Origin of the sequence: Pseudomonas sp. St316 (genome assembly GCF_018325905.1) — a bacterium.
Taxonomy (GTDB): Bacteria; Pseudomonadota; Gammaproteobacteria; order Pseudomonadales; family Pseudomonadaceae; genus Aquipseudomonas.
This window is the reverse complement of the sequence record NZ_AP021901.1, coordinates 2744058-2768655: the sequence shown is the minus strand read 5'-3', so window position 1 is coordinate 2768655 and position 24598 is coordinate 2744058. Positions and strand designations below refer to the sequence as shown.

The window sequence follows — 24598 nt, the reverse complement described above, 5'->3', positions numbered from 1 at the left end:
TACACAGGGATTGGAACAGGGGAAGGACTGCGGACAGGCGCAATAGATGTGACAGGTGAAACGCAGAGCGACTGAAGGTTTTCATCGACGGTACCTAGCTGTGTTTCTTGTTTTTGTTTCGTCTGTCTTACGTTCAAGGCTGGCTTGACGAGAGACAGACAGGATTGTCGGTAACCTGGAATTGACTTTATTGGAAAATATTTTCCATATCAACTCATTTTAGAATTTTATTCGTTTTTTATTCCATGACCCACAGGCGTGGACAACCGCACCACTTCGCCCTGCTCGGCACTCTGCCTGGCTGCATCAAGGATGCGCGTGGTCGCCAGTGCATCCCGGGCCTCCACCGGCAGCGGGCCTGCGCCCTGCAACGCGGTTTGCAGGTGTTGGTAGAACGCCAGCCAGCAGCCACGCTCCGAGGTCACCCGCTCGCGCTCGGTGCCGTGTTCGAACCAGCCCCAGCGCCGATGCTCTTCAGCCCCCAGCGTTCACCCTCGGTCGCCGGGCTCAAGCCCGCCAGTGCCTGGGCCTCTTGCCCGTCCAGGCCTTCGACGGTATAGCAGCCCTGGGTGCCGTTGACCCGAAAACGCGGGCGCGCTGCGTTTTGCACGCAATTGCCGCTCAAGTGGGAAATCACGCCGCTGGCATGGGTCAAGGACATGAAGAAGCCGTTGTCGAACGCCTGGTCGGGCTGCCGGTAGTCCAGCTCGGCGTAGACCCGCTCCACCGGCCCGAACAGTTGCAGCGCCTGGTCTACCAGGTGGCTGCCCAAGTCGCGCAGGAACCCGCCACCGCTGCCTTTGCCGACCGAGGTCGGCGAATAGCGCTCGACGCTGGATTCAAAACGAATGACCTGCCCCAGGGCACCGGAGGCCAGCAGCTTGCGCAGGGTCAGGAAATCCGAATCCCAGCGGCGGTTCTGGTACACGCTCAACGGCACGTTGCGCCGTTCGGCCGCCAGCACCATGGCCTCGGCTTGCCCGGCGTCTTGGGCGAAAGGCTTATCGCTGACCACTGCCACGCCGAGTTCGATGGCTTGCATCACCACGGCTGGGCGACCGTCCAGCGGCGTGGACACCACCACCGCATCGACGCCCGCTGCCACCAGTTGTTCGAGCGTGTCGAAGGCCTGGACGTGCGGGTAATCACTCGCCAGTTGCTCGCGCCGCTCGGCGGACTGGGTCACCACGCCAACAAACGTAGCCCCCGGCAGGCTGCTGATCAGCGGCGCATGAAAAAAGCGCCCGCCCTTGCCGTAGCCCACTAGTCCGATTCGCATGAAAGCTCCTTGTTAATCACTGAATGAATGCAATCGCTGTGGGAGCTGAGCCTGCTCGCGATAGCGGTGGATCAGCTTGCATTGATGCTGAATGTGCCACCGTCATCGCGAGCAAGCTCAGCTCCCACAGTTTGTTCTCGGGTGACTGCTGAAACCCTGCTCACCACAGATTCCCTGTGGGAGCGAACCTGCTCGCGATAGCGGTGGATCAGCTTGGATTGATGCTCAATATGCCACCGTCATCGCGAGCAAGCTCAGCTCCCACAGTTTGTTCTCGGGTGACTGCTGAAACCCTGCTCACCACAGATTCCCTGTGGGAGCGAACCTGCTCGCGATAGCGGCGGATCAGCTTGCATTGATGCTGAATGTGCCACCGTCATCGCGAGCAAGCTCAGCTCCCACAGTTTGTTCTCGGGTGACTGCGGGAACCCTGCTCACCACAGATTCCCTGTGGGAGCGAGCCTGCTCGCGATAGCGGTGGATCAGCTTGCATTGATGCTGAATGTGCCACCGTCATCGCGAGCAAGCTCAGCTCCCACAGTTTGTTCTCGGGTGACTGCGGGAACCCTGCTCACCACGCATGAGAAGCTCCTTAGATCAAGGTTCAAGCACTACCCTGTGGGAGCGAGCTTGCTCGCGATGGCGGTGGAACAGCCCTGCATCGTGTTGACTGCCCCACCGCTATCGCGAGCAAGCTCGTTCCCACAATTGACTGCATCCCCATAGGGATTGTGGTTAGCCGTAGAAACGCGGGCGCTCGGGCAGGTCGACCTTGACGATCTGCCCACTCTGCTGCGCTGCCACACAGGCATCAGCCGCCACCGCTGCGGCGAAACCATCCCAGGCCGACGGCCCGCCCACCTGTCCGGCGCGCACGCCGTCGATGAAGGCCTGCAATTCGACGTCGTAGGCCGCGATGAAGCGGTCCTTCCAGTCCATCAGGATCGCATTGGACAACTTGGCGCCACTGCGCAGTTGCACCTGGGACGGTTCCGGGAGCTTGGCGATGCCGGTCTCCCCCACCACTTCGCATTGGATGTCGTAGCCGTACTGGCAGTTGACGAACACTTCAACGTCGATGCGCGTGCCCCGAGCGGTTTCCAGCAAGACGATCTGCGGGTCGCGCAAGTGGGCCAGGGCCTTGCTGGTCTTGCGCGGGAACACCACCTGCACCGACACGTAGTCATCGGCCAACAGCCAGCGCAACACATCCAGCTCGTGGATCAAGGTGTCGGTGATCGCCATGTCAGTCTTATAGTTTTCGCCCACGCTCGGGTTACGGTGGGCGCAATGCAGCATCAGTGGCTCACCGATCTGGCCGCTGTCGATCACCGCCTTGAGTGCCCGATAACCCTCATCGTACGGACGCATGAAACCAACCTGCACCAGGCGTTTGCCGTGGGCTATTTCGGCCTCGACAATTTTGCGGCAGCCTTGGGCTGTAACGGCCAGGGGCTTTTCACAGAACACCGGTTTGCCGGCTGCAATCGCCGCCAGCACGAATTCTTCGTGGCTCGGGCCCCAGGAGGTCACAAGAATCGCCTCCACGTCCGGCGCCTTGATCAACGCATGACCGTCGGGGTACACCTCGGCAGTCAGTTTCAAATCGGCCACCACCTTCGCCGCCTGGGCGAGGTTGATGTCGGTCACCGCCACCACCTGGCTGTTGAGCAAGGTCTGGCTGCAACGACGGATATGGTCCTGGCCGATGGCCCCGGTGCCGATGACGCCCAGCTTCAAAGACATGTAGAGCACTCCTTTCGTATTGTTGGGGGCAATCAGTATTGACGGGCCTTGGCCAGTCGTTCATTGAGGGTCTTGGCGACGGCATCGGTGCGGGCACTGGTGGACACCTGCGCCACGCCGACCCGCCACCACGACAGGTATTTGTGGATCATGGTCTTGGGCAAAACCTTGATGTCGATCAGCGTCGAGACGCTCTGGCGCCGCGCATCGGCCAGGGCCGCGTGCAGTTCGTCGAGGGTCTTGACCTTATAGGTCTTGCAGCCGTAGGCCGCGGCACTCATGGCAAAATCCACCGGCACGAAACCGCCGTCGAGCTTGCCGGTGTCCGGGTTGCGGAAGCGGAACTCGGTGCCGAAGCTGTCCATGCCGTGTTCCATTTGCAGGTTGTTGATGCAACCGAAGGTCATGTTGTCCAGCAACACCACATTGATCTTGCGGCGCTCCTGGATCGAGGTCGCCAATTCCGAATGCAGCATCATGTAGGAGCCGTCGCCCACCAGGGCATAGACCTCTTTGTCCGGCGCGGCGAGCTTCACCCCCAGCGCCGCATTCACCTCATAGCCCATGCACGAATAACCGTACTCGACGTGATAGGTGTCAACGCCCTTGCTGCGCCAACTGCGCTGCAAGTCGCCGGGCAGGCTGCCGGCGGCGGCGACGATAATGGCGTCATCCGCCAGGGCTTGGTTGAGCGTGCCGAGCACGCGGCTCTGGGTCAGGCAGGAACCGGTGAGTTCGATGAATTCGCGAAACACCGCTGGGTCCATGTGGTCGTTGATTTCCGGGACGAAATCCTCGGTCTGGAAGTCCGCCTGATAGATCCGGTCCACTTCGGCGTCCAGCTGGGCCTTGGCATCGGCGATCTGTGCGCCCCATTCGGCGCGATAGTCGCCCATCGCGCCAGACAGTGCCTCCAGCCCCGAACGGGCGTCCGCCAGCAGTTGCACGCCGTCGAGCTTCAACGCATCGCACGGGCTGATGTTGAGATTGAGGAACTGCACATCCGGGTGCTGGAACAACCATTTCGACGCCGTGGTGAAATCGCTGTAGCGCGTGCCGATACCGATGATCAGGTCGGCTTTCTTGGCCAACAGGTTCGCCGCCAGGCAACCGGTTTCACCGATACCACCAACGTTCAGCGGGTGACTGGACACCACCGCGCTCTTGCCCGCCTGGGTCTCGGCGAACGGAATGTCGAAGCGCTCGGCAAAGGTCTGCAACGCGGCGTTGGCACCGGCGTAGCGCACGCCGCCGCCACAGATGATCAACGGTTGGCGCTTGCCCTTGAGCAGCGCCAGGGCATCGCCGAGCATCGCTGCGGTGGCTGGGCGGCGATCGATGCGGTGAACACGTTTTTGCAGGAAGTAGTCCGGGTAATCGTAGGCTTCGGCCTGTACGTCCTGGGGCAAGGCCAGGGTCACCGCGCCGGTTTCGGCCGGGTCGGTCAGCACGCGCATCGCATGGATCGCGGCGGTCATCAGTTGCTCGGGGCGGTTGATGCGGTCCCAATATTTGCTCACGGCCTTGAACGCATCGTTGGTGCTGATGCTCAAGTCGTGGAACTGCTCGATCTGCTGCAGCACCGGATCTGGCTGGCGACTGGCGTAGACATCGCCGGGCAACAGCAGCAACGGAATACGGTTGGCCGTCGCGGTGGCGGCGGCGGTCAACATGTTCGCCGCGCCAGGGCCGACCGACGAGCTGCAGGCGTAGATCTTGCGCCGCAGATGCTGTTTGGCAAAGCCGATGGCGGCGTGGGCCATGCCCTGCTCGTTGCGGCCCTGATGGACCACCAGGTCGCCGCTGTCCTGCTCCAGCGCCTGGCCCAGGCCCAGCACGTTGCCATGGCCAAAAATGGTAAAAACCCCGGCGACGAACTTGCTCTGGACGCCATCGACCTCGATGTACTGGTTATCGAGGAATTTCACCAGGGCCTGGGCCATGGTCAGTCGTGTTGTGGTCATGCTTGCACCTTGTCTGGAATGCAAATTTGGCGGCTGAATCGTTCCCCTGTGGGAGCGAGCCTGCTCGCGATAGCGGTGTGTCAGGCGCCTATGTGTTGAATGTACTGCGGCCATCGCGAGCAAGCTCGCTCCCACAAAGAGGGGCTTCGTCGTTATTGAAAACCGGGGCAGGCCTGGGAGCTTTGCAGGTGGCTCATACTCGCCCCCAGCGCCTGGCGGATGTCGGCCAGGTCATGGACGCTCTCGGCGAACGGTTCGAAGGACAGGTAGCCCTCGTAGCCACCGGCCCGCAGCGCCTCGATCTGCGTAGCGTTGCCCAGGATGTCGGCCTCGCCCACCAACACCCGATGGCCGTCGCGGATCGTTGCCAAGGGCGCCTGGGCATCCTCGACACCGGAGATGTGCACCAACCCGGTCAGCTCGGGGAAGAATTCCTGTTCACCGGCCAGGTGATGGTGAAAGGTGTCATGCACCAGGCGGAACACATCCAGCCCGCCAATGCTCTTGATCGCTTCCACCGCCGTGCGCTTGCGGCGCAACGAGCATTCCTCGAAACCCAGGGGCTCGATGAACCCGTAGATGCCGAAGGCGCGCAGGATCGGTGCCAATTCACTGAGGGCGGTGCGCAGCCCCGCCGCGCGCTCGGCCTCACCACGCGGGTCGGCGCGGTCATTGAGCGGGCACATCACCAGGCCCTCGGCGCCGCATTCTCGGGCGTAATCGGCCAACCGCACGGCCTGGGCGCGGCGCTCTTCGTTCCACACGTCAAAGGGATACAGGGCGTTGATCGACAGCACCTTGATGCCGCGCGCCTCGCACAACTCGCGCACCCTGGCCGGCGGCATGCCGTCTTCGATCTCGACGCCCTTCAGATCGTTGCGGATCTCGATGGCATCGGTTTTCAACGCCAGGGCCAGGTCGATGAAAGCGGGCAGTGACAGGTGTGGCGCAACCATTCGGTTCAAGGCAAAACGCAGGGGCTTGTTCATTGTTGTTCTCCCTCCGGCAGTCATTCGAAAATGAGTTATTGGGCAGTCGGCATGCTGAACTCAGGCCCCTTGGCGATGCTGTCGGGCCAGCGCTGCATCACGCTTTTGTAGCGGCTATAAAAGCGCAGGCCTTCTTCACCGTAGGCATGGTGATCGCCGAACAACGAACGCTTCCAGCCGCCAAAGGAATGCCAGGCCATGGGCACCGGAATCGGAACATTGATGCCCACCATGCCGACCTTGATGCTGCGCGCGAACGCCCGGGCGATGCCGCCGTCACGGGTGAAACACGACACGCCGTTGCCGAATTCATGGGCGTTGATCAGCGCCACCGCCGTGGCGAAATCCGGTACGCGAACGATCCCCAGCACCGGGCCGAAGATTTCTTGCTGGTAGATGCTCATCTCGGCGGTGACCTGGTCGAACAGCGTCGCGCCGACAAAGAAGCCCTGCTCGGCCCCGGGCACCTTGAAACCACGGCCATCGACGATCAGCCGAGCGCCCTCGGCTACGCCGGCGTCGATGAAACCTTCGACCTTGGCCTTGTGCTCGGCGGTGACCAGCGGCCCCATGTCGGTGCCGGGCTGCTGGCCGTTGCCAATCTTCAGTTGATCTATGCGGGGCAACAGCTTGGCAATCAAATCGTCGCCCACATCACCCACCGCCACGGCGATGGAAATCGCCATGCAGCGTTCGCCGGCCGAGCCGTAGGCGGCGCCGATCAACGCATCCGCCGCCTGGTCGAGGTCGGCGTCGGGCATGACGATCATGTGGTTCTTGGCCCCGCCCAGGGCCTGCACACGTTTGCCGCGTGCCGTGCCCTGCTGGTGGATGTACTCGGCAATCGGCGTGGAGCCGACAAAGGAAATCGCTTCGATGTCCGGGTGCTGCAACAACGCATCCACCGCCACTTTGTCGCCCTGGACCACGTTGAACACCCCGTCCGGCAAGCCGGCTTCGGTCAGCAAACGGGCCATCAGCAAACTGGCGGACGGATCGCGCTCCGAAGGCTTGAGGATGAAGCAGTTACCGGCGACCAGCGCCAGGGGAATCATCCACAACGGCACCATCACCGGGAAGTTGAACGGCGTGACACCGGCGCAAACGCCCAGGGGCTGGCGCAGGTTCCAGTTGTCGATGCCGCCGCCGATGTTGTCGCTGAAATCGGTCTTGAGCAGATTCGGCGCACCGCAGGCGTACTCGACGATCTCGATACCGCGGGTGACTTCGCCGTGGGCGTCGGACAGCACCTTGCCGTGCTCACGGCTGATGATCTGCGCCAGTTCGTCGTGATGACGGTCCAGCAGTTCCTTGAACTTGAACATCACCCGTGAACGGCGCAATGACGACTGCTCGGACCAGGCCGGGAACGCCGCCAGCGCCGAGGCCACTGCCGCGTCGACGGTGCCCGGCTCGGCCAGGGCCACCCGGGCCTGCACCGCGCCGGTGGCCGGGTTGAAGACATTGCTGAACCGCGTGCTGTCGCGGTCCTGCACGTGGCCGTTGAGGTAATGGCCTACTACCGGGGCGTCACTCATTGTGCTTGTTCTCCGTGCGAATGTTGGAAATCAGAGGTCCAGCAGCCAGCTGTGCTGCGGATCGTTATGGAACTGCCAGACCCGCTTCGGGCCGGCCATGACGTTCAGGTAATACGACTCGTACCCGTAGGGCACGCTGACCGGGTGATAACCCTTGGGCACCACCACCAGGTCGCTGTTTTCCACGGCCATGGCCTGGTCGATGCTGCGGTCGTCGGTGTAGACCCGCTGGAACACGAAGCCTTGGGACGGGTTGACCTGGTGGTAATAGGTTTCTTCCAGAAAGCTCTGGTGCGGCAGATCGTCGGTGTCGTGCTTGTGCGGCGGGTAGCTTGAGGAGTGCCCCGACGGCGTGCGCACTTCCACCACCAACAGCGAATGGGCCGGTTCGCTGTCGGGCAGGATGTCGCAGACATAACGGGTGTTGGCGCCCTTGCCACGCACGCTGCGCTTCATGCTGTCCGGGCGGATCAACCGTGGGCCATAACTGTTCTGCGCAGACCCCGGCGCGGCGCACACGGCAATCTGTACATCGCTCAGGGCGGTGACCTGGGCCTGACTGCCAGGCGGCAGGTAAGCGGCATAAGGTGACTTGTCCTCGAACACCGACTGGCGATCACCGAGGTTGTCCCAATCGAAAGCGCCCTGCCCCGGTGCTTCGCCCTTGAGGTTGATGCGCCCGCTGAGCAGCACCAGGCACAATTCCTTGTCGTCGGCGGCCACCGGCAGGGTTTCGCCCAGGCTCAAGCGATAGGCGGCGAACCCGACGTATTCCAGCTCACCTGCCGGCAACTGGACCATGGTTCGGCCGCTGGAATGGCTCTTGATCAACAGGCTCATGACGGACTCCTTTCTTGCAGCAAGGCCCGCAGCGTGTCGTAGCCCTTCTTGGCGTAGGCATAACTCGGTGCTACGGCAGGATCCTGCTCGGCTTCCACCACCAGCCAGCCTTGGTAATCGGCGGCCAGCAGGACGTCGAGCAACGCGGCGAAGTCGATGTCACCGTCCCCCGGCACAGTGAAGGTGCCGTTGATGATGCAGTCGGGAAAACTCCACAGGTTATTGCGCGCCAGTTGCACCACCGGTTTGCGCACGTCCTTGAAGTGCACATGACAGACCCGTTCGATGTGTTTGCGCAGCACCTGCAACGGTTCGCCACCGCCCATGTAGCAGTGGCCCGAGTCGAACAGCAGGCCCACTTCGCTGCCGGTCAGGGCCATCAGCTTGTCGATGTCCGAGGGCGATTCGACGTAGGCGCCCATGTGGTGGTGATAGGCCAGGCGCACGCCTTGGGACAAGGTGAAGCGCGCCAGTTCGGTGAGTTTGTCGGCGTAGGCTTGCCAGGCTTCATCGGTGTGAAAACGCGGCCGTTCGACCAGCGAGATCCGCTGGCCCTGGATCGAGTCGGCAACTTCGCCATACACCAGCACCGTCGCGCCGTTCTGCGCCAGCAACTCCACGTGGCTGGCGATGGCGTCGATTTCCTCAGCCGCCGAACGCCGGGCCAGCCGGCTGGAATACCAGCCGGACACCAGCGCCAGGTCATAAGGACGCAGCACATCACCGACGCCCTTGGCGTCCTTGGGGAATTTGCCGTTGAGTTCAAAACCTTCGTAGCCGATGTCCTTGCCTTCGCTCAGCGCCGTACTCAACGGCGTCTCGCCGCCCAACGACGGCAAGTCATCGTTGCTCCAGGAAATCGGGTTGATGCCAATTCGAATAGCGGGCATGGCTGCACCTTTTATTGTTTTTCACACATTCAGTAAAAACGACGCTGGATCCCTGTGGGAGCGAGCTTGCTCGCGATAGCGGTTTGACAGTCACCTCAATGTTGGATGTGCCACCGTCATCGCGAGCAAGCTCGCTCCCACATTTTCAAGCACGGGCACTGCGCCACGCCTCGATCAACTCGACAAACCTGCCCTGCACCTGCCTGATCAGCGTTTCATCATCGATTTCCCCGGCCAGCCAGGCCCGGCTCGGTTCCTGGAAGATCGTGCGACCCACGGCAAAACCGCGGCAGGTGGTGCTCTGGCTGGCCTGGCGGAAGCCTTCGGCCAGGGCGGCCGCCGGGGCGTTGAGGCCCAGCAGGACCACGCCACGGCAATACGGGTCGCGTTGCTGGATCAGCTCATCAAGCTGTTTCCACTCCTGCGCGCTCTGGGCTTCAATCTTCCACCACGCCGGATAAATACCCAGGTTGTAGAGGCGCTTGAGGGCGCGATAGAGCACGTCCGGGTGGGGTGACGGATGATCCTTGGGCGGGATGACTTCCAGCAGCAATTCATGGCCGCTGACCTGGGACGCCTTGTACAGCCCCATCAATTGCGCTTCCTGCTCCAGGCGCAGCAGTGGTTCGTCGTCAGGGTGAAATTGCACCAGGCACTTGATGATCTGTTCCTGTGGCCAGGCGATCAGGTTGCTGCCAATGGAGCGCCCGTGTTCGAACGCCAGTGGTCGCGAGTTCTGCACCTCCACTGGCCGCGCCACCCACCAGCCACGTCCGGTGGCAGCGTTCAGCGAGTCCTGGCCGAAGCGTTGGTCGGCCAGCAGACCGACGTCGGCCTCGACGCCCTGGCTTTGCAGGTCGGCTTCGACCCGCTCTACCGCCTGGATGAACAGTTGCTTGAGGTCACCAATGCAGCTCAGGTCGCGGCCGCCCTTCTGGGCCAGCTCCACCAGTTGCCAGCGATGGTCGAACGCAAAGATGAACAGCTGCTTCCAGGTCTTGCGGGGGACGCTGACCCGGTGCAGCCGTTGCAGCACGGCATCCTGGTCCGGCCGGGTAATCGGCACCGGGCTCTTGAATAAATAGTCGAGCTCAGCCCGAGTCGGCATCGCCGGGGCACAGGCATGGCGCGACACCACCAGGCCGCCGCAGGCATTGGCCAACTGACAGCAGCGCTCATCGCTGGCGTCCTCCAGCCAACCGGCGAGGAACCCCGACATGAATGCATCACCGGCGCCCAGTACGTTCAAGACCTCGACCCGGACACCCGGGTAAAGAGCGCCGTCTTCAAGGCGGGCCGGAATGGCGCCATGAATCACCGTGCAACCTTGCGGACCAAGCTTGACCACCAGGGTCGCCGCCGTCAGCGAGCGCACGGTGCGCAGGGCACTCAGCAAGTCTTCGCTGCCACCCGCGATCAGAAATTCTTCTTCAGTGCCAACAATGAGATCGAAACGCGGCAGGATGCCTTGCACATGCTGGCTGACCTTCTGGTCGGCCACAAAACGGGTTTCCCCATCGGCCTTGCCCGCCAGGCCCCAGAGCACCGGCCGATAATCGATGTCCAGCACGCATTTGACGTTGTGCTTCTCAGCGTAATCCAGCGCCTGGGTACTGGCCTTGTAGACGCCATCGGTAGAGAAATGGGTGCCGGTGATCAGCAGCGCCTTGCTGGAGGCAATGAAGGCTTCGTCGATGTCTTCGGCGCGCAACGCCATGTCGGCGCAATTTTCCCGGTAGAACACCAGGGGAAAGGTTTCCCGGTCCTTGATTCCCAGCAGGACCATGGCCGTCAGGCGATCGGGATCGACCTTGATGCCGCTGACATCGCAGCCTTCACGTGCCAGGGACTCCACCAGGAAGCGGCCCATGTGGTCGTCCCCTACCCGGCTCAGCATCGCCGATCGGAGCCCCAGGCGTGCCGTGCCAAAAGCGATGTTGGCCGACGAGCCGCCCAGGTACTTGGCGAAGCTTGCGACATCTTCCAGGCGGGCGCCGACTTGCTGCGCATAAAGGTCGACGCCCAGGCGTCCCAGGCAGATCACATCCAATTGACGCCCACTGGCAAAACGAGTCTGGCCCATGCTGGCTCCTGTTATTTTTATCAGCCTGCGCTTGGAGCCGAAACCGGCGCCAACGCTGTTGGTGAATGCAGACTAAAACGAGCGACGCGCAATAATCAATAATTATTCTATAAATTTTTTACGTGGAATATTTTTTCCAATACGCTATGACCAAAGCGAGCCAGGCGCAGTGCATCGTTTCAGCAGATGCCGCAACATTTGTCCGCCCATGATTTTCCCTGCGCCTACGCTGTAGACTGCGACCAGCCAACCTATTGTCGAGGGCCGACCTTTTTTCGGGCCGCCCTATAAGAACAAGCCAGAAGGATTTTCTATGACCCGCCCCGATGATCTGCCGGCGCCGTCCGAGAGCGCGTCCGACCCCGCCCTCTCGAGCCCACCGATCAATGCCGAGCGCCTGCTGCAACTGATCACCGATGAATACGAAAGCCTGCCGCGCCAGCTCAAACGCATCGCCAGCTACATGAGCCAGCAGAGCGACCGGATCATGGTCGACCGCATCAGCGACATCGCCCGCGAGTGCGAAGTGCACCCCTCGGCCATCGTCAGGTTTTCCCAGCGTTTCGGTTTCAGCGGGTTCAGTGAAATGCAGGCGCTGTTCCGCGAGGCCTACACCCACAAGACCACCCCGGTGCAGAACTACCAGCAGCGCATCCGCAGCATGATCGCCAACAAGTCGCAGAAGGCCAGCGGCGGCGACCTGGCCCGCGAATGCGTCAACGCGACCCTGTCGGGCATCGAGCGCCTGGGGTTGGAGCTGGACGACCAGGCGTTCGAAAAAGCCGTGGACCTGGTAGTCAACGCCGACAACATCTACGTGGTGGGTGTGCGCCGCTCGTTCGCGGTCGCCGATTACCTGGTCTACAACCTGCAACACACCAATAAACGCATTCACCTGGTGTCCGGCCTGGGGGGCAGTTACCGCGAGCAGATGCGCAGCGTGCGCGCCAACGACCTGGTCATCGCCATCAGCTTCACGCCCTATGGCAAGGAAACCCAGCACTGCCTGCGCATTGCCCAGCACCACCAGGCCAAGACCCTGATCATCACCGACAGCAACCTGTCACCCCTGGCCAAACGGGCCAACGCGGTATTGCTGGTCAACGAAGGCAGTTCGTTCGCCTTCCGCTCGTTGAGTGCCACCTTGTGCCTGTGCCAGGCGTTGTTCATCGCCGTGGCTTACCGACTGGAGCTCAAGGTCGATGAAATCCATGAACAGGTCGGGTTCGAGGATTAACGCCCCCGGCCCCATGAATCGCGCGAGCAAGCTCCTCCCACAGGGGATCTGGAGTGAAGGTCGGATTTGTGAACATCCAGAACAGTGTGGGAGCTGGGCTTGCTCGCGATAGCGGTGGATCAGCTTGCATTGATGCTGACTGTGCCGCCGTCATCGCGAGCAAGCTCGGCTCCCACAAGGGATCTGGGGGGAAGGCCGGGTTTGTGAACATCCAGAACAAGGTGGGAGCTGAGCTTGCTCGCGATAGCGGTGGATCAGCTTGCATTGATGCTGACTGTGCCGCCGTCATCGCGAGCAAGCTCGGCTCCCACAGGGATCTGGGGGGATGGCCGGGTTTGTGAACATCCAGAACAGTGTGGGAGCTGGGCTTGCTTGCGATAGCGGTGGATCAGCTTGCATTGATGCTGACTGTGCCGCCGTCATCGCGAGCAAGCTCGGCTCCCACAGGGGATCTGGAGTGAAGGCCGGATTTGTGAACATCCAGGACTGTGTGGGAGCTGTGCTTGCTTGCGATAGCGGTGGATCAGCTTGCATTGATGCTCACTGTGCCGCCGTCATCGCGAGCAAGCTCGGCTCCCACAGGGGATCTGGGGGGAAGGCCGGGTTTGTGAACATCCAGAACAAGGTGGGAGCCGAGCTTGCTCGCGATAGCGGTGGATCAGCTTGCATTGATGCTGACTGTGCCGCCGTCATCGCGAGCAAGCTCGGCTCCCACAGGGGATCTGGAGTGAAGGCCGGATTTGTGAACATCCAGGACTGTGTGGGAGCTGTGCTTGCTTGCGATAGCGGTGGATCAGCTTGCATTGATGCTGACTGTGCCGCCGTCATCGCGAGCAAGCTCGGCTCCCACAGGGATCTGGGGAGATGGCCGGGTTTGTGAACATCCAGAACAGTGTGGGAGCTGAGCTTGCTCGCGATAGCGGTGGATCAGCTTGCATTGATGCTGACTGTGCCGCCGTCATCGCGAGCAAGCTCGGCTCCCACAGGGGATCTGGGGGGAAGGCCGGGTTTGTGAACATCCAGAACAAGGTGGGAGCTGGGCTTGCTTGCGATAGCGGTGGATCAGCTTGCATTGATGCTGACTGTGCCGCCGTCATCGCGAGCAAGCTCGGCTCCCACAGGGGGTCTGGGGGGAAGGCAGGATTTGTGAACATCCAGAACAGTGTGGGAGCTGTGCTTGCTTGCGATAGCGGTGGATCAGCTTGCATTGATGCTGACTGTGCCGCCGTCATCGCGAGCAAGCTCGGCTCCCACAGTGACTGGACCTGTGTTCACTACAAATCTCTGTAGTGAGTGAAGGCTTATCTCAAGCCAGCTCCACTTCCTTCGGTTCAACGGCCTTCGGCGCAACCTCGAAGCGGTCCGCCAGGAACGGCGTGATGTCCAGCGGCAAGGGCTCGTTGTTCACCAGCTTGTCCAGCAGCACCCCGGTGATGGCCGAGGTCAGGATGCCGGTGCGGAAATGCCCGCAAGCGTTGAGATAGCCGTCCACCCCGCGCATCGGCCCCAGGATCGGCAATTCATCAGGAGACCCCGGGCGCAGGCCGGCCCAGGTCCGTTTGAGGTTGATGTCGGCCAGTTGCGGGATACACCGCACCGCGCCTTGCACCAACCCTTCAATCTCCGGATAGGTCGTGGTCACGTCGAAGCCTTTGTCTTCGGTGGTGCTGCCAATGAGGATCTCACCGTTGTCTTTCTGCGCCACATAGCAGTCGCTGGTGGTCAGGCAGCCGTTGAGGATTTTCGGCATGCGCTCGGTCAACAGGATCTGCCCCTTGACCGGCTTGACCGGAATCCGCACGCCAGTGGCCTGCTCACTCAGGTCCGCCGCCCAGGCACCGGCCGCGTTGATCAGGGTCCGGCAGTTGAACGTCCCCGCCTCGGCGGTTTTCACGCCTGTCACCCGCGTACCGCTGCGCAGCACCTCGGTCACGCTGGTGTTGAAGAACAGGTCGACGCCGTTCTGCCGGGCGCCTTCGGTGTAGGCGTCGGCCAGACGGAACGGGCTGACCTGATGGTCGCAGAGAAACTCCAGCGCCCCCAGGGCTTGATGGCTGACATTCGGCTCAGCCTCACGCAGGGCAGCCTGGTCAAGCCAGCGTACCTGGTCTGCCAGGTGAGGAATGCAGGCGACGATGTGCTCGGCGTACAGACGGTCTTCATCGTCGTAGATCACGAACTTGAGCCCGGTCTCCTCGAACTTGAAATCCATGCCATGGTTGTCGATCAACTCGCGGTGCAACTGCGGATACATCGCGTTGGACTGCAAAGCGAAATCAAAAAACGACTGGGGCAGGATGTGCGGCGTGCTGGCGTCCACCGCCACGGCAGCGCCCTGGGTCTGGCGCTTGCGGTCGGCCGACATCATGCGAAAGAAAATCACCCCGCAGCCCAGGCCCACCGACTCACCAATGGCCCACAGGCCACCTGCCGACGCACGGGTCGCGTTGCCGGGACGCTTGGCGTCGATCAGGGCGATCTTCAGGTGTTTGCGCTTGGACAGTTGATAGGCACAGGAGGCCCCGATCACACCGCCACCGGCGATGACCACGTCATAGTCCTTAATCATGGGAAACGACCTCCATGCCGACGTTCTGGAACGCTGAAAAGGGAATCGGATCGATGGGAAAACGCGGCCGCAGCCAGCCCACGTCGGCACGCCCGGTGGCCTCGCGCAAGCGGTCGCTGCAGTAGCCGACGCACATCCGCCCCTGGCAATCGCCCATGCTCACGCGGGTGCGCATCTTCAGGCTGGCCATGTCTTGCACGCCTTGCTCCAGCGCCCGGTCGATGTCGGCGCGCGTGGCGTGCTCGCAGCGGCAGATCACCGTATCGGCGGCCGGCAGCGCGGTTTGCCCGGCGCCACGCTGGGTGTAGCGATCCACGGCGGCGCGAAAGCGAATGATCCGGTCCAGCTGCGCCTGGTAACGTTCGCGGCGCGCCAGGGCCGTGGACGGATCCAGCACGTTGCGTTGCATCAGGATCGACAGCGCCGCGATGCGTCCACTGAGCATGGCGGCCTCACCGCCGCGAATCCCGCCCATGTCGCCGGCCAGATGGATGTGCGCTTCGCTGCTTTGTTGCCAGGCATCGGACACCGCCCGCAAATAGCCGTCCTCGCTGAAACCGTGCTCCAGGCCCATCTGCTGGCTCAATTGCGTCCGCGGGATAAACCCGTAGCCGATCGCCAACGTCTGGGCCGGTACCTGTTCAGCACGTTTGAGGTCGGGTTCCCAGGTCGTGGAATAAGGCGCGACGGTAACAACGCTCAACTCTCCCTCGCCGTCGGCCTGCACCACGCCCCAGCCATAGCGCACGGGAATGCGATTGAGCTTGAGGTAGGCCAGCATGCTCAGGCCATCGAGGAACAGTTGCGGCTTGTTCAGCAACGCCAGGCTTTGCTTGGCGATCCGACCGAACGTACAGGCTTCATAGACACCCGCCACCGCCACGCCCGAAGCGTGCAGCTGGCAGGCCACCAAAGGCAGCAACGGCCCCGTGCCGGCGATCACCACCGGGCTCGGCGGCCTGACCACGCCGCTCTTGATCTGCAATTGCAGGCCCCCGAGCATCATCACGCCCGGCAGGGTCCAGCCAGGAAACGGCACGCTGCGTTCGTGGCAACCGGCCGCCAGGACCAGATGGGAATAGGCGACCTCGCCCAGGCGCTCGTCGGCATCGAGCAGCATCAGCGCCCGGAAGCCTTCGGCACCGATGACACGGCTGCTCAATCGCACGTCGATCAGGCCGGCGTGTTGCTGGAATTCACCGTGGAGTTTCTCCAGGGCTTCGTTGTAGCGCGGGCCCAGGTAATCCAGGCGCACGCCATCGCGCAACGGTCCGCGATACACCACGCCACCCAGGCGCGGCGCTTCTTCGAGCAAGGTGCAGCGCACACCGTGGGAGGCCAGTTCGATGGCCGCGGCCATGCCCGCCGGCCCACCGCCGACAATCACCGGATCGAGGCTCATGGCGCCTCCGTTTCGGTCATGCGGTTGACCCGGGTTTCGATCTGCATGCCGGGGCGCACCAGGGTCTGGCAGGCGCGGCGCTTGTGGCGACCGTCGATCTTGACCAGGCAGCACTGGCACACGCCCATGCCGCAGTAGGCACCGCTGATCTGGTCGTGATCGTTACGAGCCACCTGACGTTGGCCCAGGGATTGAATGACGGTGAGGACGGTTTCACCGTGGGCGGCGCTGACAACCTGCCCGTCCAGGCGCACCGTCATGTCGGCATGGGTCAGCGGCTGGATATCAAATTTTCGGCGTAGAAGGTCTTGAGATTGGATCATACTGCTCTTCCTTGAAGGTTCTGTGAGGTTTCGGCTCCTTGCGGCACGCCACGTACATCAGTGCCCGGCAGCGACAGCGCACTACAACAGGGCAGCAGACAAAACATGATGGTTCGCACCCATTAATGTTAGGAGTTATTTGTGACCAAGTGTTGATCCAGGCCAGCGAATCGGCTCGTCGGCTCATGAACTTTTTTTCAGAAAGCCGACAGGTATTTTTTGGCAGAATGCTGCGCAATAGCACCAATTTCCCAACACGGTACCGCCCATGAACCGCATCCTGACCATCGAAGACGACGCCGTGACCGCCCGTGAGATCGTCGCCGAGCTGACCCGCAACGGCCTGGACGTCGATTGGGTCGACAACGGCCGCGAAGGCCTGGAACGGGCAGTAAGCGGCGACTACGACCTGATCACCCTCGACCGCATGCTGCCCGAGCTCGACGGCCTGGTGATCGTCACCACGCTGCGCACCATGGGCGTGGCCACGCCGATCCTGATGATCAGCGCCCTCTCCGACGTGGATGAGCGGGTCCGTGGCCTGCGGGCCGGCGGCGATGATTACCTGACCAAGCCGTTCGCCACCGACGAAATGGCTGCCCGGGTCGAGGTGCTGCTGCGACGCAACAATGGTGCCCGCGAGCCGGAAACCGTGCTGCGTGTCGCCGACCTGGAGTTGAACCTGATCAGCCGCGAAGCCAGCCGCAACGGGCAACTGCTCAGCCTGCTGCCCACCGAATACAAGCTGCTCGAGTTCCTGATGCGCAACAGCGGGCAGATCCTCTCGCGCATGATGATTTTCGAGGAAGTCTGGGGTTATCACTTCGACCCAGGCACCAACCTGATCGATGTCCACATCGGCCGCCTGCGCAAGAAAATCGACCCGCCGGGCCTGGAACCGCTGATTCGCACGGTACGGGGTTCCGGCTATGTCATTGCTGAACCCTGCTAAAGGCTGGCGCTCCTCCAGCAGCCGTCTGCTGGCGCTGTACAGTTCGCTGTTCGTGATATGGAGCGCGATCCTGATGGGGGTCATGTACTACGAAGTGTTTGGCTACCTCGACAGCCTGGCCAAGCACTCCCTGATGCAGCGCCAGCACCTGTTCGCCCGGATCCATGGCGATCAACTCGAAGATGCGCTCATGGCCAGCCTGACGCTGGACGATCGCGGTGTCGATGCCTACGGACTGTTCGATCCGCAATTGCGGCATTTGAACGGGCCGATCCAACGCATCCCCGCCGACCTGCCACTGGACGGCAGGATCCACATGCTCGGCGGTTGCGTCGATTCCGACGACCCGAGCGTACCTTCCGACAGTTGTGACGCGGTGGCGACCCGGACCCAGGACGGTCGCTGGCTGGTCCTGGCCCGTGACAACGGCTCGCTGTTCGCCGTGACCCGCATCATCTTGCACGCGCTGTTCTGGGGAGTATCGCTGACGATCCTGCCGGGCATTGCCGGCTGGCATTTGTTGCGTCGCCGACCGCTGCAGCGTATTCGCAAACTGCAAGCCAGCGCCGAGGCTATCGTCGCCGGCGACCTGACCCATCGCCTGCCGCTGTCGAGCCGGCGTGATGAACTGGACATGCTGGCGGCGATCGTCAATGCCATGCTCGACCGCATCGAACGCTTGATGAATGAAGTCAAGGGCGTGTGCGACAACATCGCCCATGACCTGCGCACCCCGCTGACGCGCCTGCGTGCCCAACTTTATCGCATCCAGCAGCAAGCGCCGGACGGCTCGCCCGAGGCCTTGCAGATGGACCAGGTGATCGCCGAAACCGACACCCTGATGGCTCGGTTTCGGGGCCTGTTGCGGATTTCCGAACTGGAAGACCAACAACGGCGCTCGGGGTTCGTGCGCCTCGACCCGTTGCAGTTATTGCAGGAGCTGCATGACTTTTACCTGCCGCTGGCCGAAGAAGGCGAACTGACCTTCACCCTAGAGGTGCCTGATGCGCTGCCCCTGCTCAATGGCGACCGGGCATTATTGTTCGAGGCCGTGTCGAACCTGCTGAGCAACTCCATCAAGTTCACCCCGCCAGGCGGCACAGTGATCCTGCGAGGGGTCGATCAGGGCGACAGCACCCGCATCGAAGTGCTCGATTCTGGCCCGGGCATCCCCGAGGCGGAGCGCAGGGCCGTGTTTCGCCGCTTCTACCGTGCCGAAGGCAGCAGCCAGCACGGCGGATTCGGCCTGGGCCTGTCCATCGTCGCGGCGATCGTCAATCTGCATGGGTTCACGCTGGAGGTGGGCAGCAGTGAGCACGGCGGCGCGCGGTTGGTGCTCGATTGCCGGGCGACGTTGTTGTAGCCCTGTAGGAGCTCGGTAGGAGCTGTCGAGCGAAGCGAGGCTGCGATCTTTCCACAGTCAATTGAATCTAGAGCGAAAGCAATTGAATCTAGAGCAAAAGATCAAGATCAAAAGATCGCAGGCTTCGCCAGCTCCTACAGAGGTTGAGGTGCCTGGCCTTTATTTATGCCGGGTCATTGCGATGCAGCGGGATGTTTTCCAGCTCATAGCGCAGCTCTTCGATCAACTTGGCGATGCTCGCTTCCGAACGGACGCTGTCGACACTCATGCCGCTCACTACCAGGTCCACCTCACCGCTTTCACGGTGATACAGGCGCACAGTGAGAGTGCCGTCGCCATTGAGGCTGCATTCGCAGGCCAGCGGCGTAAAACTTTCTTCGAGGCGGCTGCGCAAGGGGGCCAGATGGGTCATGCGATGCACCTCAGCCGCGGGGGGCAAATGAACGGTGCACAGCTGCGACCTCCTGGTCCACGTAGACATCCCGTCGCTCTGATACTGGGTTCGTTCGTTGCACATTGTGGCGTGTTCCTTAAGTGTTTCGTCGGGACGCGACATCATGGACGATGCCGCACCCTGACAGCCTAAGGAACCGAACCCCCATGCAAAACCCGAATTTGCACCAGCATGCCCGGTGCATTTGCACTGGCTATCATGGTGCCTTCATCCGCCATTCGTTAGCGAACAAACCCCGCTCCCGCGCCCAGACAATCGCTTCGCTGCGGCTATGGACATCCAGTTTCGAATACAGCGTAGCCACGTGATTACGCACGGTATTGGGCGCCAGTTTGAGCCGCGCGGCGATTTCCTTGTCGGCCAGGCCTTCGCAGATCAGCCCCAGCACGTCCCGCTCCCGGGCCGTCAGCTCGGTGAATGACACACTGGGCACCTGGGCGTTGATACTCTTCACGTTAGCCAGTTTTTCGATCAAGGTCCGACTGAACCAGGAAGCGTCTTTCATCACCTCTTCGATAGCCGCCACCAGCTCCAGCTCCGAGCGTTTGCGCTCGGTGATGTTCATCAACACCAGCAGATAGCAAGGCTTGTCCTGGATGACCACCGTATCAGCGGCGACCTCACAGTCGATGAGTTCGCCGCCCTTCTTGTGCACCTTGACGTCGATACTCGAGACCGCGGCAGCCTTTTCCAGCCGGGCAAACAGCGCGGCGCTGGCGTCCTTGTCAAGAAAGCCGATTTCCTCCACGGTTTTACCCAACAGTTCTTCGCTGGCGTAACCGGAGGTGTGGAGAAACGCCTCGTTGATTTCCAACAACTGTTGTTCGGCGCTGCATACCAGGGTGGGCACGGGCGACAGGCGGAACGACTTGGCAAAGCGCTCCTCGCTCTGGCGCAGCGCCGTTTGCGCCTTGCGACGCGGCTCCATGTCCATGAAGGAAAACAGCATGCAGTCTTCGTCATGCAGGTCCAGCGGCTGGCCGGCGACGATCACCTGCTTGCTGGTGCCGTCGGGCAATTTCAACTCGGCCTCCATTTGCGGAATGGTCGCGCCCTGCCCCAGGCGCTCGATCGCCAGGTCGCGCCTTTCAGCGGCTTCAAGCACGTCCAGTTCATACACCGAACGCCCGATCACCTGCTCACGACTGTAGCCGGTCATCTCCAGGAACCCCGGATTGACCTTGATGTAACGCAGGTCACTGAGGCGACAGATCACCGCCGGTGCCGGGTTGGCCCCGAAGGTTTTCTCGAAGCGTTGCTCGGCGCTGGCCCATTCGGTGGCATCGCTGAGGATCAGCACGAGCAGCTCCGGCTCGCCGTTACGGTCGGCCAGCACCATGCTGCGGATCCGATGCACCCAGGTGCGATCCGGGTCGGCCTGGGGCGTGACTTCCACCAGCACATCACTGAACTCATCGCCACGGGCAACCCGGGCGATGGGGTAGTTATCTTCGGTCAGCGGGTGGTTGTTGCGATAACGCAGATTGAAACGCCGGGCGTATTGCCGGGCCGTGGTGCCCAGTTCACTGAGGTCCTCGACCCCGTGCATCGCCAAGGCCGCTGCGTTGGCCCAGGCAATGGTCTGGTCGACCTCGATCAACATCACCCCGTCGGACAGCCCGGCAATGATCTGCAGCAATTGACGACGGTTGGTATCGGTGGTCGGAACTTGCTGATTCATTGGGTCTCCATGTGGTCAGTAGGTTTCAAGCATGGATGCGTTGAAGGTTACGACCACATGGGTTTGCAATAGTGCATCGTGCCTTCAAGCTGCCATGCGCCCCTCGGCAATCGCCTGTGAAGCCGCCAGCATCGCTCGCAGCAGCACCGCGCAGCCAGCGGCGAGGTCGTCCGGGGCGGCGTTTTCGATTTCGTTGTGGCTGATGCCGCCTTCGCAGGGCACGAAGATCATCCCGGCCGGGCCCAGTTCGGCGAGGAAGATCGCGTCATGGCCGGCACCGCTGACGATGTCCAGGTGGGACAGGCCCAGCCCTTGGGCGGCGCCGCGTACGGCGTCGACGCAGCCTTTATCGAAATACAGCGGCGGGAAGTCGGCCGTGGGTTTCAAATCAAAGGTCAGGCCGTGCTGGCGACAGGTGTCTTCGATCACCTGCTTGACCTCGGCGATCATCGAGTCCAGGCGCGCCGGTTCCAGGTGACGAAAATCCAGGGTCATGCGCACCTCACCCGGGATGACATTACGCGAGCCCGGATAGGCTTGCAGGCAACCGACCGTGCCGCAGGCATGGGGCTGATGACCGAGGGCGGCGCGGTTGACTGCACCGACGATGATCGAGGCGCCTACCAGAGCGTCCTTGCGCAGGTGCATCGGGGTCGGGCCGGCGTGAGCTTCGACGCCGCGCAGTGTCAGGTCGAACCATTTCTGCCCCAGGGCGCCCATCACCACGCCGATGGTCTTGCCCTCGTCTTCCAGGATCGGTCCCTGTTCGATGTGCGCCTCGAAATACGCGCCCACCGGATGCCCACTGACCGGGCGCGTGCCGGCATAGCCGATGGCATTGAGCGCCTGACCCACGCTGATGCCTTCGGCGTCGGTCTTGGCGAGGGTTTCTTCCAGGGTGAATTTCTCGGCGAACACCCCGGAGCCCATCATGCACGGGGCGAAGCGCGAGCCTTCTTCGTTGGTCCACACCACCACTTCCAGCGGTGCTTCGGTTTCGATATTCAGGTCATTGAGGGTGCGCAGCACCTCCAACCCGGAGAGCACGCCAAAGCAGCCGTCGAATTTGCCGCCGGTGGGCTGGGTGTCGATGTGGCTGCCGGTCATCACCGGCGGCAGGTTCGGGTTGCGCCCCGGGCGCCGCGCGAAGATATTGCCCACCGCATCGATGCTGACGGTGCAGCCCGCCGCCTGGGTCCATTGCACGAACAGGTCGCGGGCCTGGCGGTCGAGATCGGTCAGGGCCAGCCGGCACACTCCGCCCTTGACCGTGGCACCGAGTTGGGCCAGGTCCATGAGCGATTGCCATAGGCGATCACGGTTGATGTGCTGATGGGTCGATTGCAGGACGTCGAGGGCTGCGTTCATGGGGATCTCCTTTTTTTCAGGCATTTTTCAGGTGTGTTTGAGGCCGCTATCGCGAGCAAGCTCGCTCCCACAGGGGGATCTGCTGAGCACACAGACTTTGCATTCACCCCAATCCAATGTGGGAGCGAGCCTGCTCGCGATGAGGCCCTCCCTCCCACAGGGGTATCTGCTGAGCACACAGACTTTGCATCCACCCCAATCCAATGTGGGAGCGAGCTTGCTCGCGATGAGGCCCTCCTTCACACCGCAGATTTAGCGACGGACGGGCTCGCTCGCATGCTGCACAACCCGTAATAAATCACCCCGCCCAGCGCCGAGCCGGTGAACCAGCCATAGCTGTAGAACCAGCTGAACGCATCGCTGCCCAGGGACAGCAACGTCAGCAGCACCGGCACGCCAAAGGCGATGAAGCCGTTCCAGTTCCACGCCGGGTAAACGTCGTCGCGGTACAACCCGGCCAGGTCCAGTTGCTGTTTCTTGATCAGGAAATAATCCACCACCATGATCCCGGCAATCGGCCCCAGCAAACTCGAATAGCCCAGCAACCAGTTGGAATAGACCGACTCCAGACTGACCTCGGAAACGATCAAGCCAAGTTTTTTCAGCAGTTCGTGAGCCATCAGCGCCAGCCCCACCAACCCGGTGAGCATCACCGCCTTGGTCCGGCCGATCAGTTTCGGCGCCAGGTTCTGGAAGTCGTTGGTGGGCGAGACGATGTTGGCGGCGGTGTTGGTCGAGAGCGTGGCGACGATGATCAGCACCATGGCCAGGGCCACCCACACCGGGCTCTGGATATGCCCGATCAAGCTCACTGGATCGGAGACGGTCACCCCAACCAGCTTTTCCGAGGCGGCGGTCATGACCACGCCGAGGGAGGCGAACAGGAACATGGTCAGCGGCAGGCCGATGATCTGCCCGACGATCTGGTCTTTCTGGCTCTTGGCGTAACGGCTGAAGTCGGGAATGTTCAACGACAGGGTGGCCCAGAAGCCGACCATGGCCGTCAGCCCGGCCAGGAAATAGCCCGTTACCCCGGCGCCTTCGGGGCGTTTGGCCGGGACCGCCATCAGCTCGGTCAGCGAGACATTGGGCAATGCCCACACCAACAACCCCGCGCCCACCAGCACCAGCAGCGGCGCGGACAAGGTTTCCAACCACTTGATCGACTCGGCACCGCGCAACACCACCCACAGGTTCATGACCCAGAACAGCATGAAACCGATCACCTCGCCGGTACCGCCCAGGCTCTTCCAGCCTTCGAACACCGAGCCGAGAAACAGGTGGATCGCCAGCCCGCCGAACATCGTCTGGATCCCGAACCAGCCACAGGCCACCAGGGCCCGGATCAGGCACGGCACGTTGGAACCAATCACACCGAAAGACGAGCGCAACAGCACCGGAAACGGGATGCCGTACTTGGTTCCGGCAAAGGCATTCAGGGTCAGGGGGATCAGTACGATGATGTTGGCAAACAGGATCGCCAGCAGCGCCTCGCCCACCGTCAAGCCGAAATAGGCGGTGAGCACGCCGCCGAGGGTGTAGGTCGGCACGCAGATCGCCATGCCCACCCACAGTGCGGTGATGTGCCATCTGTTCCAGGTTCGCTCGTGCACCTTGGTCGGCGCGATGTCGTGGTTATAACGGGGGCTGTCGAGGACGTCGCTGCCGGCTTCAAGCTCGAACAACCCGTCGCGCTCAGTCACTGTTGATCTGGTCATGTCCGCTCCACTGTTTTCATTATTTTTGCTCATCGACTGGCGATGGCCGGAGTACTTGCACGTGTGCTCCCGACAACCCCGCCAGACCACGACGGCACTCAATAACCGTGCCGAATAACGCGTCGAGCTGACCGGATGATCGATATAACCTTCTCAAACATTTGATATCTAAAGATTTAAAGCCAATTCACCGCCCCGCTTC

At 62.0% G+C, this 24598-nt stretch carries 17 protein-coding genes and 1 pseudogene; 3 read left to right on the top strand and 15 right to left on the bottom strand.

Annotated features, from left to right (window positions below; genetic code table 11):
• Positions 1–227 precede the first annotated feature (227 nt).
• From KI237_RS12600 to KI237_RS12565, 8 genes and pseudogenes are all read right to left on the bottom strand, one after another.
• Positions 228–1279: pseudogene (locus KI237_RS12600) on the bottom strand (Gfo/Idh/MocA family protein).
• Positions 1280–2014: 735 nt separating this feature from the next.
• Positions 2015–3025, bottom strand: coding sequence for a bifunctional inositol 2-dehydrogenase/D-chiro-inositol 1-dehydrogenase (gene iolG, locus KI237_RS12595; protein WP_212800085.1), 1011 nt, complete (start codon positions 3023–3025; stop codon positions 2015–2017).
• Positions 3026–3057: 32 nt separating this feature from the next.
• Positions 3058–4989, bottom strand: a complete 1932-nt coding sequence (gene iolD, locus KI237_RS12590; RefSeq protein ID WP_212800084.1) for a 3D-(3,5/4)-trihydroxycyclohexane-1,2-dione acylhydrolase (decyclizing) — start codon at positions 4987–4989, stop codon at positions 3058–3060.
• 152 nt (positions 4990–5141) lie between these two features.
• Positions 5142–5978, bottom strand: coding sequence for a TIM barrel protein (locus KI237_RS12585; protein ID WP_212800083.1), 837 nt, complete (start codon positions 5976–5978; stop codon positions 5142–5144).
• Between the two features lie 35 nt (positions 5979–6013).
• Positions 6014–7516 carry a CoA-acylating methylmalonate-semialdehyde dehydrogenase gene (locus KI237_RS12580; protein ID WP_212800082.1) on the bottom strand — a complete coding sequence of 501 codons (1503 nt, stop codon included), beginning with the start codon at positions 7514–7516 and terminating at the stop codon, positions 6014–6016.
• A gap of 30 nt (positions 7517–7546) precedes the next feature.
• On the bottom strand, positions 7547–8356 hold the full coding sequence (gene iolB, locus KI237_RS12575) for a 5-deoxy-glucuronate isomerase (protein ID WP_212800081.1): 810 nt from the start codon (positions 8354–8356) through the stop codon (positions 7547–7549).
• Complete coding sequence (gene iolE, locus KI237_RS12570) at positions 8353–9246, bottom strand: myo-inosose-2 dehydratase (RefSeq protein ID WP_212800080.1); 894 nt, start codon at positions 9244–9246, stop codon at positions 8353–8355. Before iolE ends, iolB begins: the two co-directional genes overlap by 4 nt.
• 145 nt (positions 9247–9391) lie before the next feature.
• Positions 9392–11329, bottom strand: a complete 1938-nt coding sequence (locus KI237_RS12565; protein WP_212800079.1) for a bifunctional 5-dehydro-2-deoxygluconokinase/5-dehydro-2-deoxyphosphogluconate aldolase — start codon at positions 11327–11329, stop codon at positions 9392–9394.
• 313 nt (positions 11330–11642) lie between these two features.
• Here KI237_RS12565 and KI237_RS12560 point away from each other — a divergent pair, with 313 nt between their 5' ends.
• Entirely contained in the window at positions 11643–12566 is a 924-nt protein-coding gene (locus tag KI237_RS12560; protein WP_092349270.1) for a MurR/RpiR family transcriptional regulator, read from the top strand.
• A gap of 1306 nt (positions 12567–13872) precedes the next feature.
• Here KI237_RS12560 and hcnC read toward each other — a convergent pair.
• From hcnC to hcnA, 3 genes are read right to left on the bottom strand one after another with little or no spacing between them, the layout of a single operon-like run.
• Positions 13873–15135: a cyanide-forming glycine dehydrogenase subunit HcnC gene (hcnC, locus tag KI237_RS12555; protein ID WP_212800078.1), complete on the bottom strand. Its 1263-nt coding sequence runs from the start codon at positions 15133–15135 to the stop codon at positions 13873–13875.
• A complete protein-coding gene (gene hcnB / locus KI237_RS12550; RefSeq protein ID WP_212800077.1) occupies positions 15128–16537 on the bottom strand; it encodes a cyanide-forming glycine dehydrogenase subunit HcnB in 1410 nt (469 codons plus the stop codon). Before hcnB ends, hcnC begins: the two co-directional genes overlap by 8 nt.
• Positions 16534–16860 (bottom strand): cyanide-forming glycine dehydrogenase subunit HcnA, encoded by a 327-nt coding sequence (gene hcnA / locus KI237_RS12545; protein ID WP_212800076.1) that lies wholly within the window; start codon positions 16858–16860, stop codon positions 16534–16536. The genes hcnB and hcnA overlap by 4 nt, the downstream gene beginning before the upstream one ends.
• Positions 16861–17128: 268 nt before the next feature.
• Here hcnA and KI237_RS12540 point away from each other — a divergent pair, with 268 nt between their 5' ends.
• Both KI237_RS12540 and KI237_RS12535 read left to right on the top strand, forming a co-directional pair.
• The gene (locus KI237_RS12540; protein ID WP_003202897.1) at positions 17129–17812 is read left to right on the top strand and encodes a response regulator transcription factor; all 684 of its coding nucleotides are present in this window, start codon (positions 17129–17131) and stop codon (positions 17810–17812) included.
• Positions 17790–19175: a sensor histidine kinase gene (locus KI237_RS12535; RefSeq protein WP_212800075.1), complete on the top strand. Its 1386-nt coding sequence runs from the start codon at positions 17790–17792 to the stop codon at positions 19173–19175. Before KI237_RS12540 ends, KI237_RS12535 begins: the two co-directional genes overlap by 23 nt.
• Before the next feature lie 163 nt (positions 19176–19338).
• Here KI237_RS12535 and KI237_RS12530 read toward each other — a convergent pair whose 3' ends face one another.
• From KI237_RS12530 to KI237_RS12515, 4 genes are all read right to left on the bottom strand, one after another.
• The gene (locus KI237_RS12530; RefSeq protein ID WP_212800074.1) at positions 19339–19587 is read right to left on the bottom strand and encodes a DUF1652 domain-containing protein; all 249 of its coding nucleotides are present in this window, start codon (positions 19585–19587) and stop codon (positions 19339–19341) included.
• A 238-nt stretch (positions 19588–19825) separates the two neighbouring features.
• On the bottom strand, positions 19826–21310 hold the full coding sequence (locus KI237_RS12525) for a helix-turn-helix transcriptional regulator (protein ID WP_212800073.1): 1485 nt from the start codon (positions 21308–21310) through the stop codon (positions 19826–19828).
• 84 nt (positions 21311–21394) lie between these two features.
• Positions 21395–22678 (bottom strand): Zn-dependent hydrolase, encoded by a 1284-nt coding sequence (locus KI237_RS12520; RefSeq protein ID WP_212800072.1) that lies wholly within the window; start codon positions 22676–22678, stop codon positions 21395–21397.
• 239 nt (positions 22679–22917) lie between these two features.
• Positions 22918–24396: an NCS1 family nucleobase:cation symporter-1 gene (locus KI237_RS12515; protein ID WP_212800071.1), complete on the bottom strand. Its 1479-nt coding sequence runs from the start codon at positions 24394–24396 to the stop codon at positions 22918–22920.
• Positions 24397–24598: the final 202 nt, after the last annotated feature.

What these genes read in the sequence shown, in the direction of transcription:
- iolG (WP_212800085.1), bottom strand. Translation starts at nt 3,025, where the DNA reads ATGTCTTTGAAGCTGGGCGTCATCGGCACCGGGGCCATCGGCCAGGAC.
- iolD (WP_212800084.1), bottom strand. Translation starts at nt 4,989, where the DNA reads ATGACCACAACACGACTGACCATGGCCCAGGCCCTGGTGAAATTCCTC.
- KI237_RS12585 (WP_212800083.1), bottom strand. Translation starts at nt 5,978, where the DNA reads ATGAACAAGCCCCTGCGTTTTGCCTTGAACCGAATGGTTGCGCCACAC.
- KI237_RS12580 (WP_212800082.1), bottom strand. Translation starts at nt 7,516, where the DNA reads ATGAGTGACGCCCCGGTAGTAGGCCATTACCTCAACGGCCACGTGCAG.
- iolB (WP_212800081.1), bottom strand. Translation starts at nt 8,356, where the DNA reads ATGAGCCTGTTGATCAAGAGCCATTCCAGCGGCCGAACCATGGTCCAG.
- iolE (WP_212800080.1), bottom strand. Translation starts at nt 9,246, where the DNA reads ATGCCCGCTATTCGAATTGGCATCAACCCGATTTCCTGGAGCAACGAT.
- KI237_RS12565 (WP_212800079.1), bottom strand. Translation starts at nt 11,329, where the DNA reads ATGGGCCAGACTCGTTTTGCCAGTGGGCGTCAATTGGATGTGATCTGC.
- KI237_RS12560 (WP_092349270.1), top strand. Translation starts at nt 11,643, where the DNA reads ATGACCCGCCCCGATGATCTGCCGGCGCCGTCCGAGAGCGCGTCCGAC.
- hcnC (WP_212800078.1), bottom strand. Translation starts at nt 15,135, where the DNA reads ATGATTAAGGACTATGACGTGGTCATCGCCGGTGGCGGTGTGATCGGG.
- hcnB (WP_212800077.1), bottom strand. Translation starts at nt 16,537, where the DNA reads ATGAGCCTCGATCCGGTGATTGTCGGCGGTGGGCCGGCGGGCATGGCC.
- hcnA (WP_212800076.1), bottom strand. Translation starts at nt 16,860, where the DNA reads ATGATCCAATCTCAAGACCTTCTACGCCGAAAATTTGATATCCAGCCG.
- KI237_RS12540 (WP_003202897.1), top strand. Translation starts at nt 17,129, where the DNA reads ATGAACCGCATCCTGACCATCGAAGACGACGCCGTGACCGCCCGTGAG.
- KI237_RS12535 (WP_212800075.1), top strand. Translation starts at nt 17,790, where the DNA reads ATGTCATTGCTGAACCCTGCTAAAGGCTGGCGCTCCTCCAGCAGCCGT.
- KI237_RS12530 (WP_212800074.1), bottom strand. Translation starts at nt 19,587, where the DNA reads ATGACCCATCTGGCCCCCTTGCGCAGCCGCCTCGAAGAAAGTTTTACG.
- KI237_RS12525 (WP_212800073.1), bottom strand. Translation starts at nt 21,310, where the DNA reads ATGAATCAGCAAGTTCCGACCACCGATACCAACCGTCGTCAATTGCTG.
- KI237_RS12520 (WP_212800072.1), bottom strand. Translation starts at nt 22,678, where the DNA reads ATGAACGCAGCCCTCGACGTCCTGCAATCGACCCATCAGCACATCAAC.
- KI237_RS12515 (WP_212800071.1), bottom strand. Translation starts at nt 24,396, where the DNA reads ATGACCAGATCAACAGTGACTGAGCGCGACGGGTTGTTCGAGCTTGAA.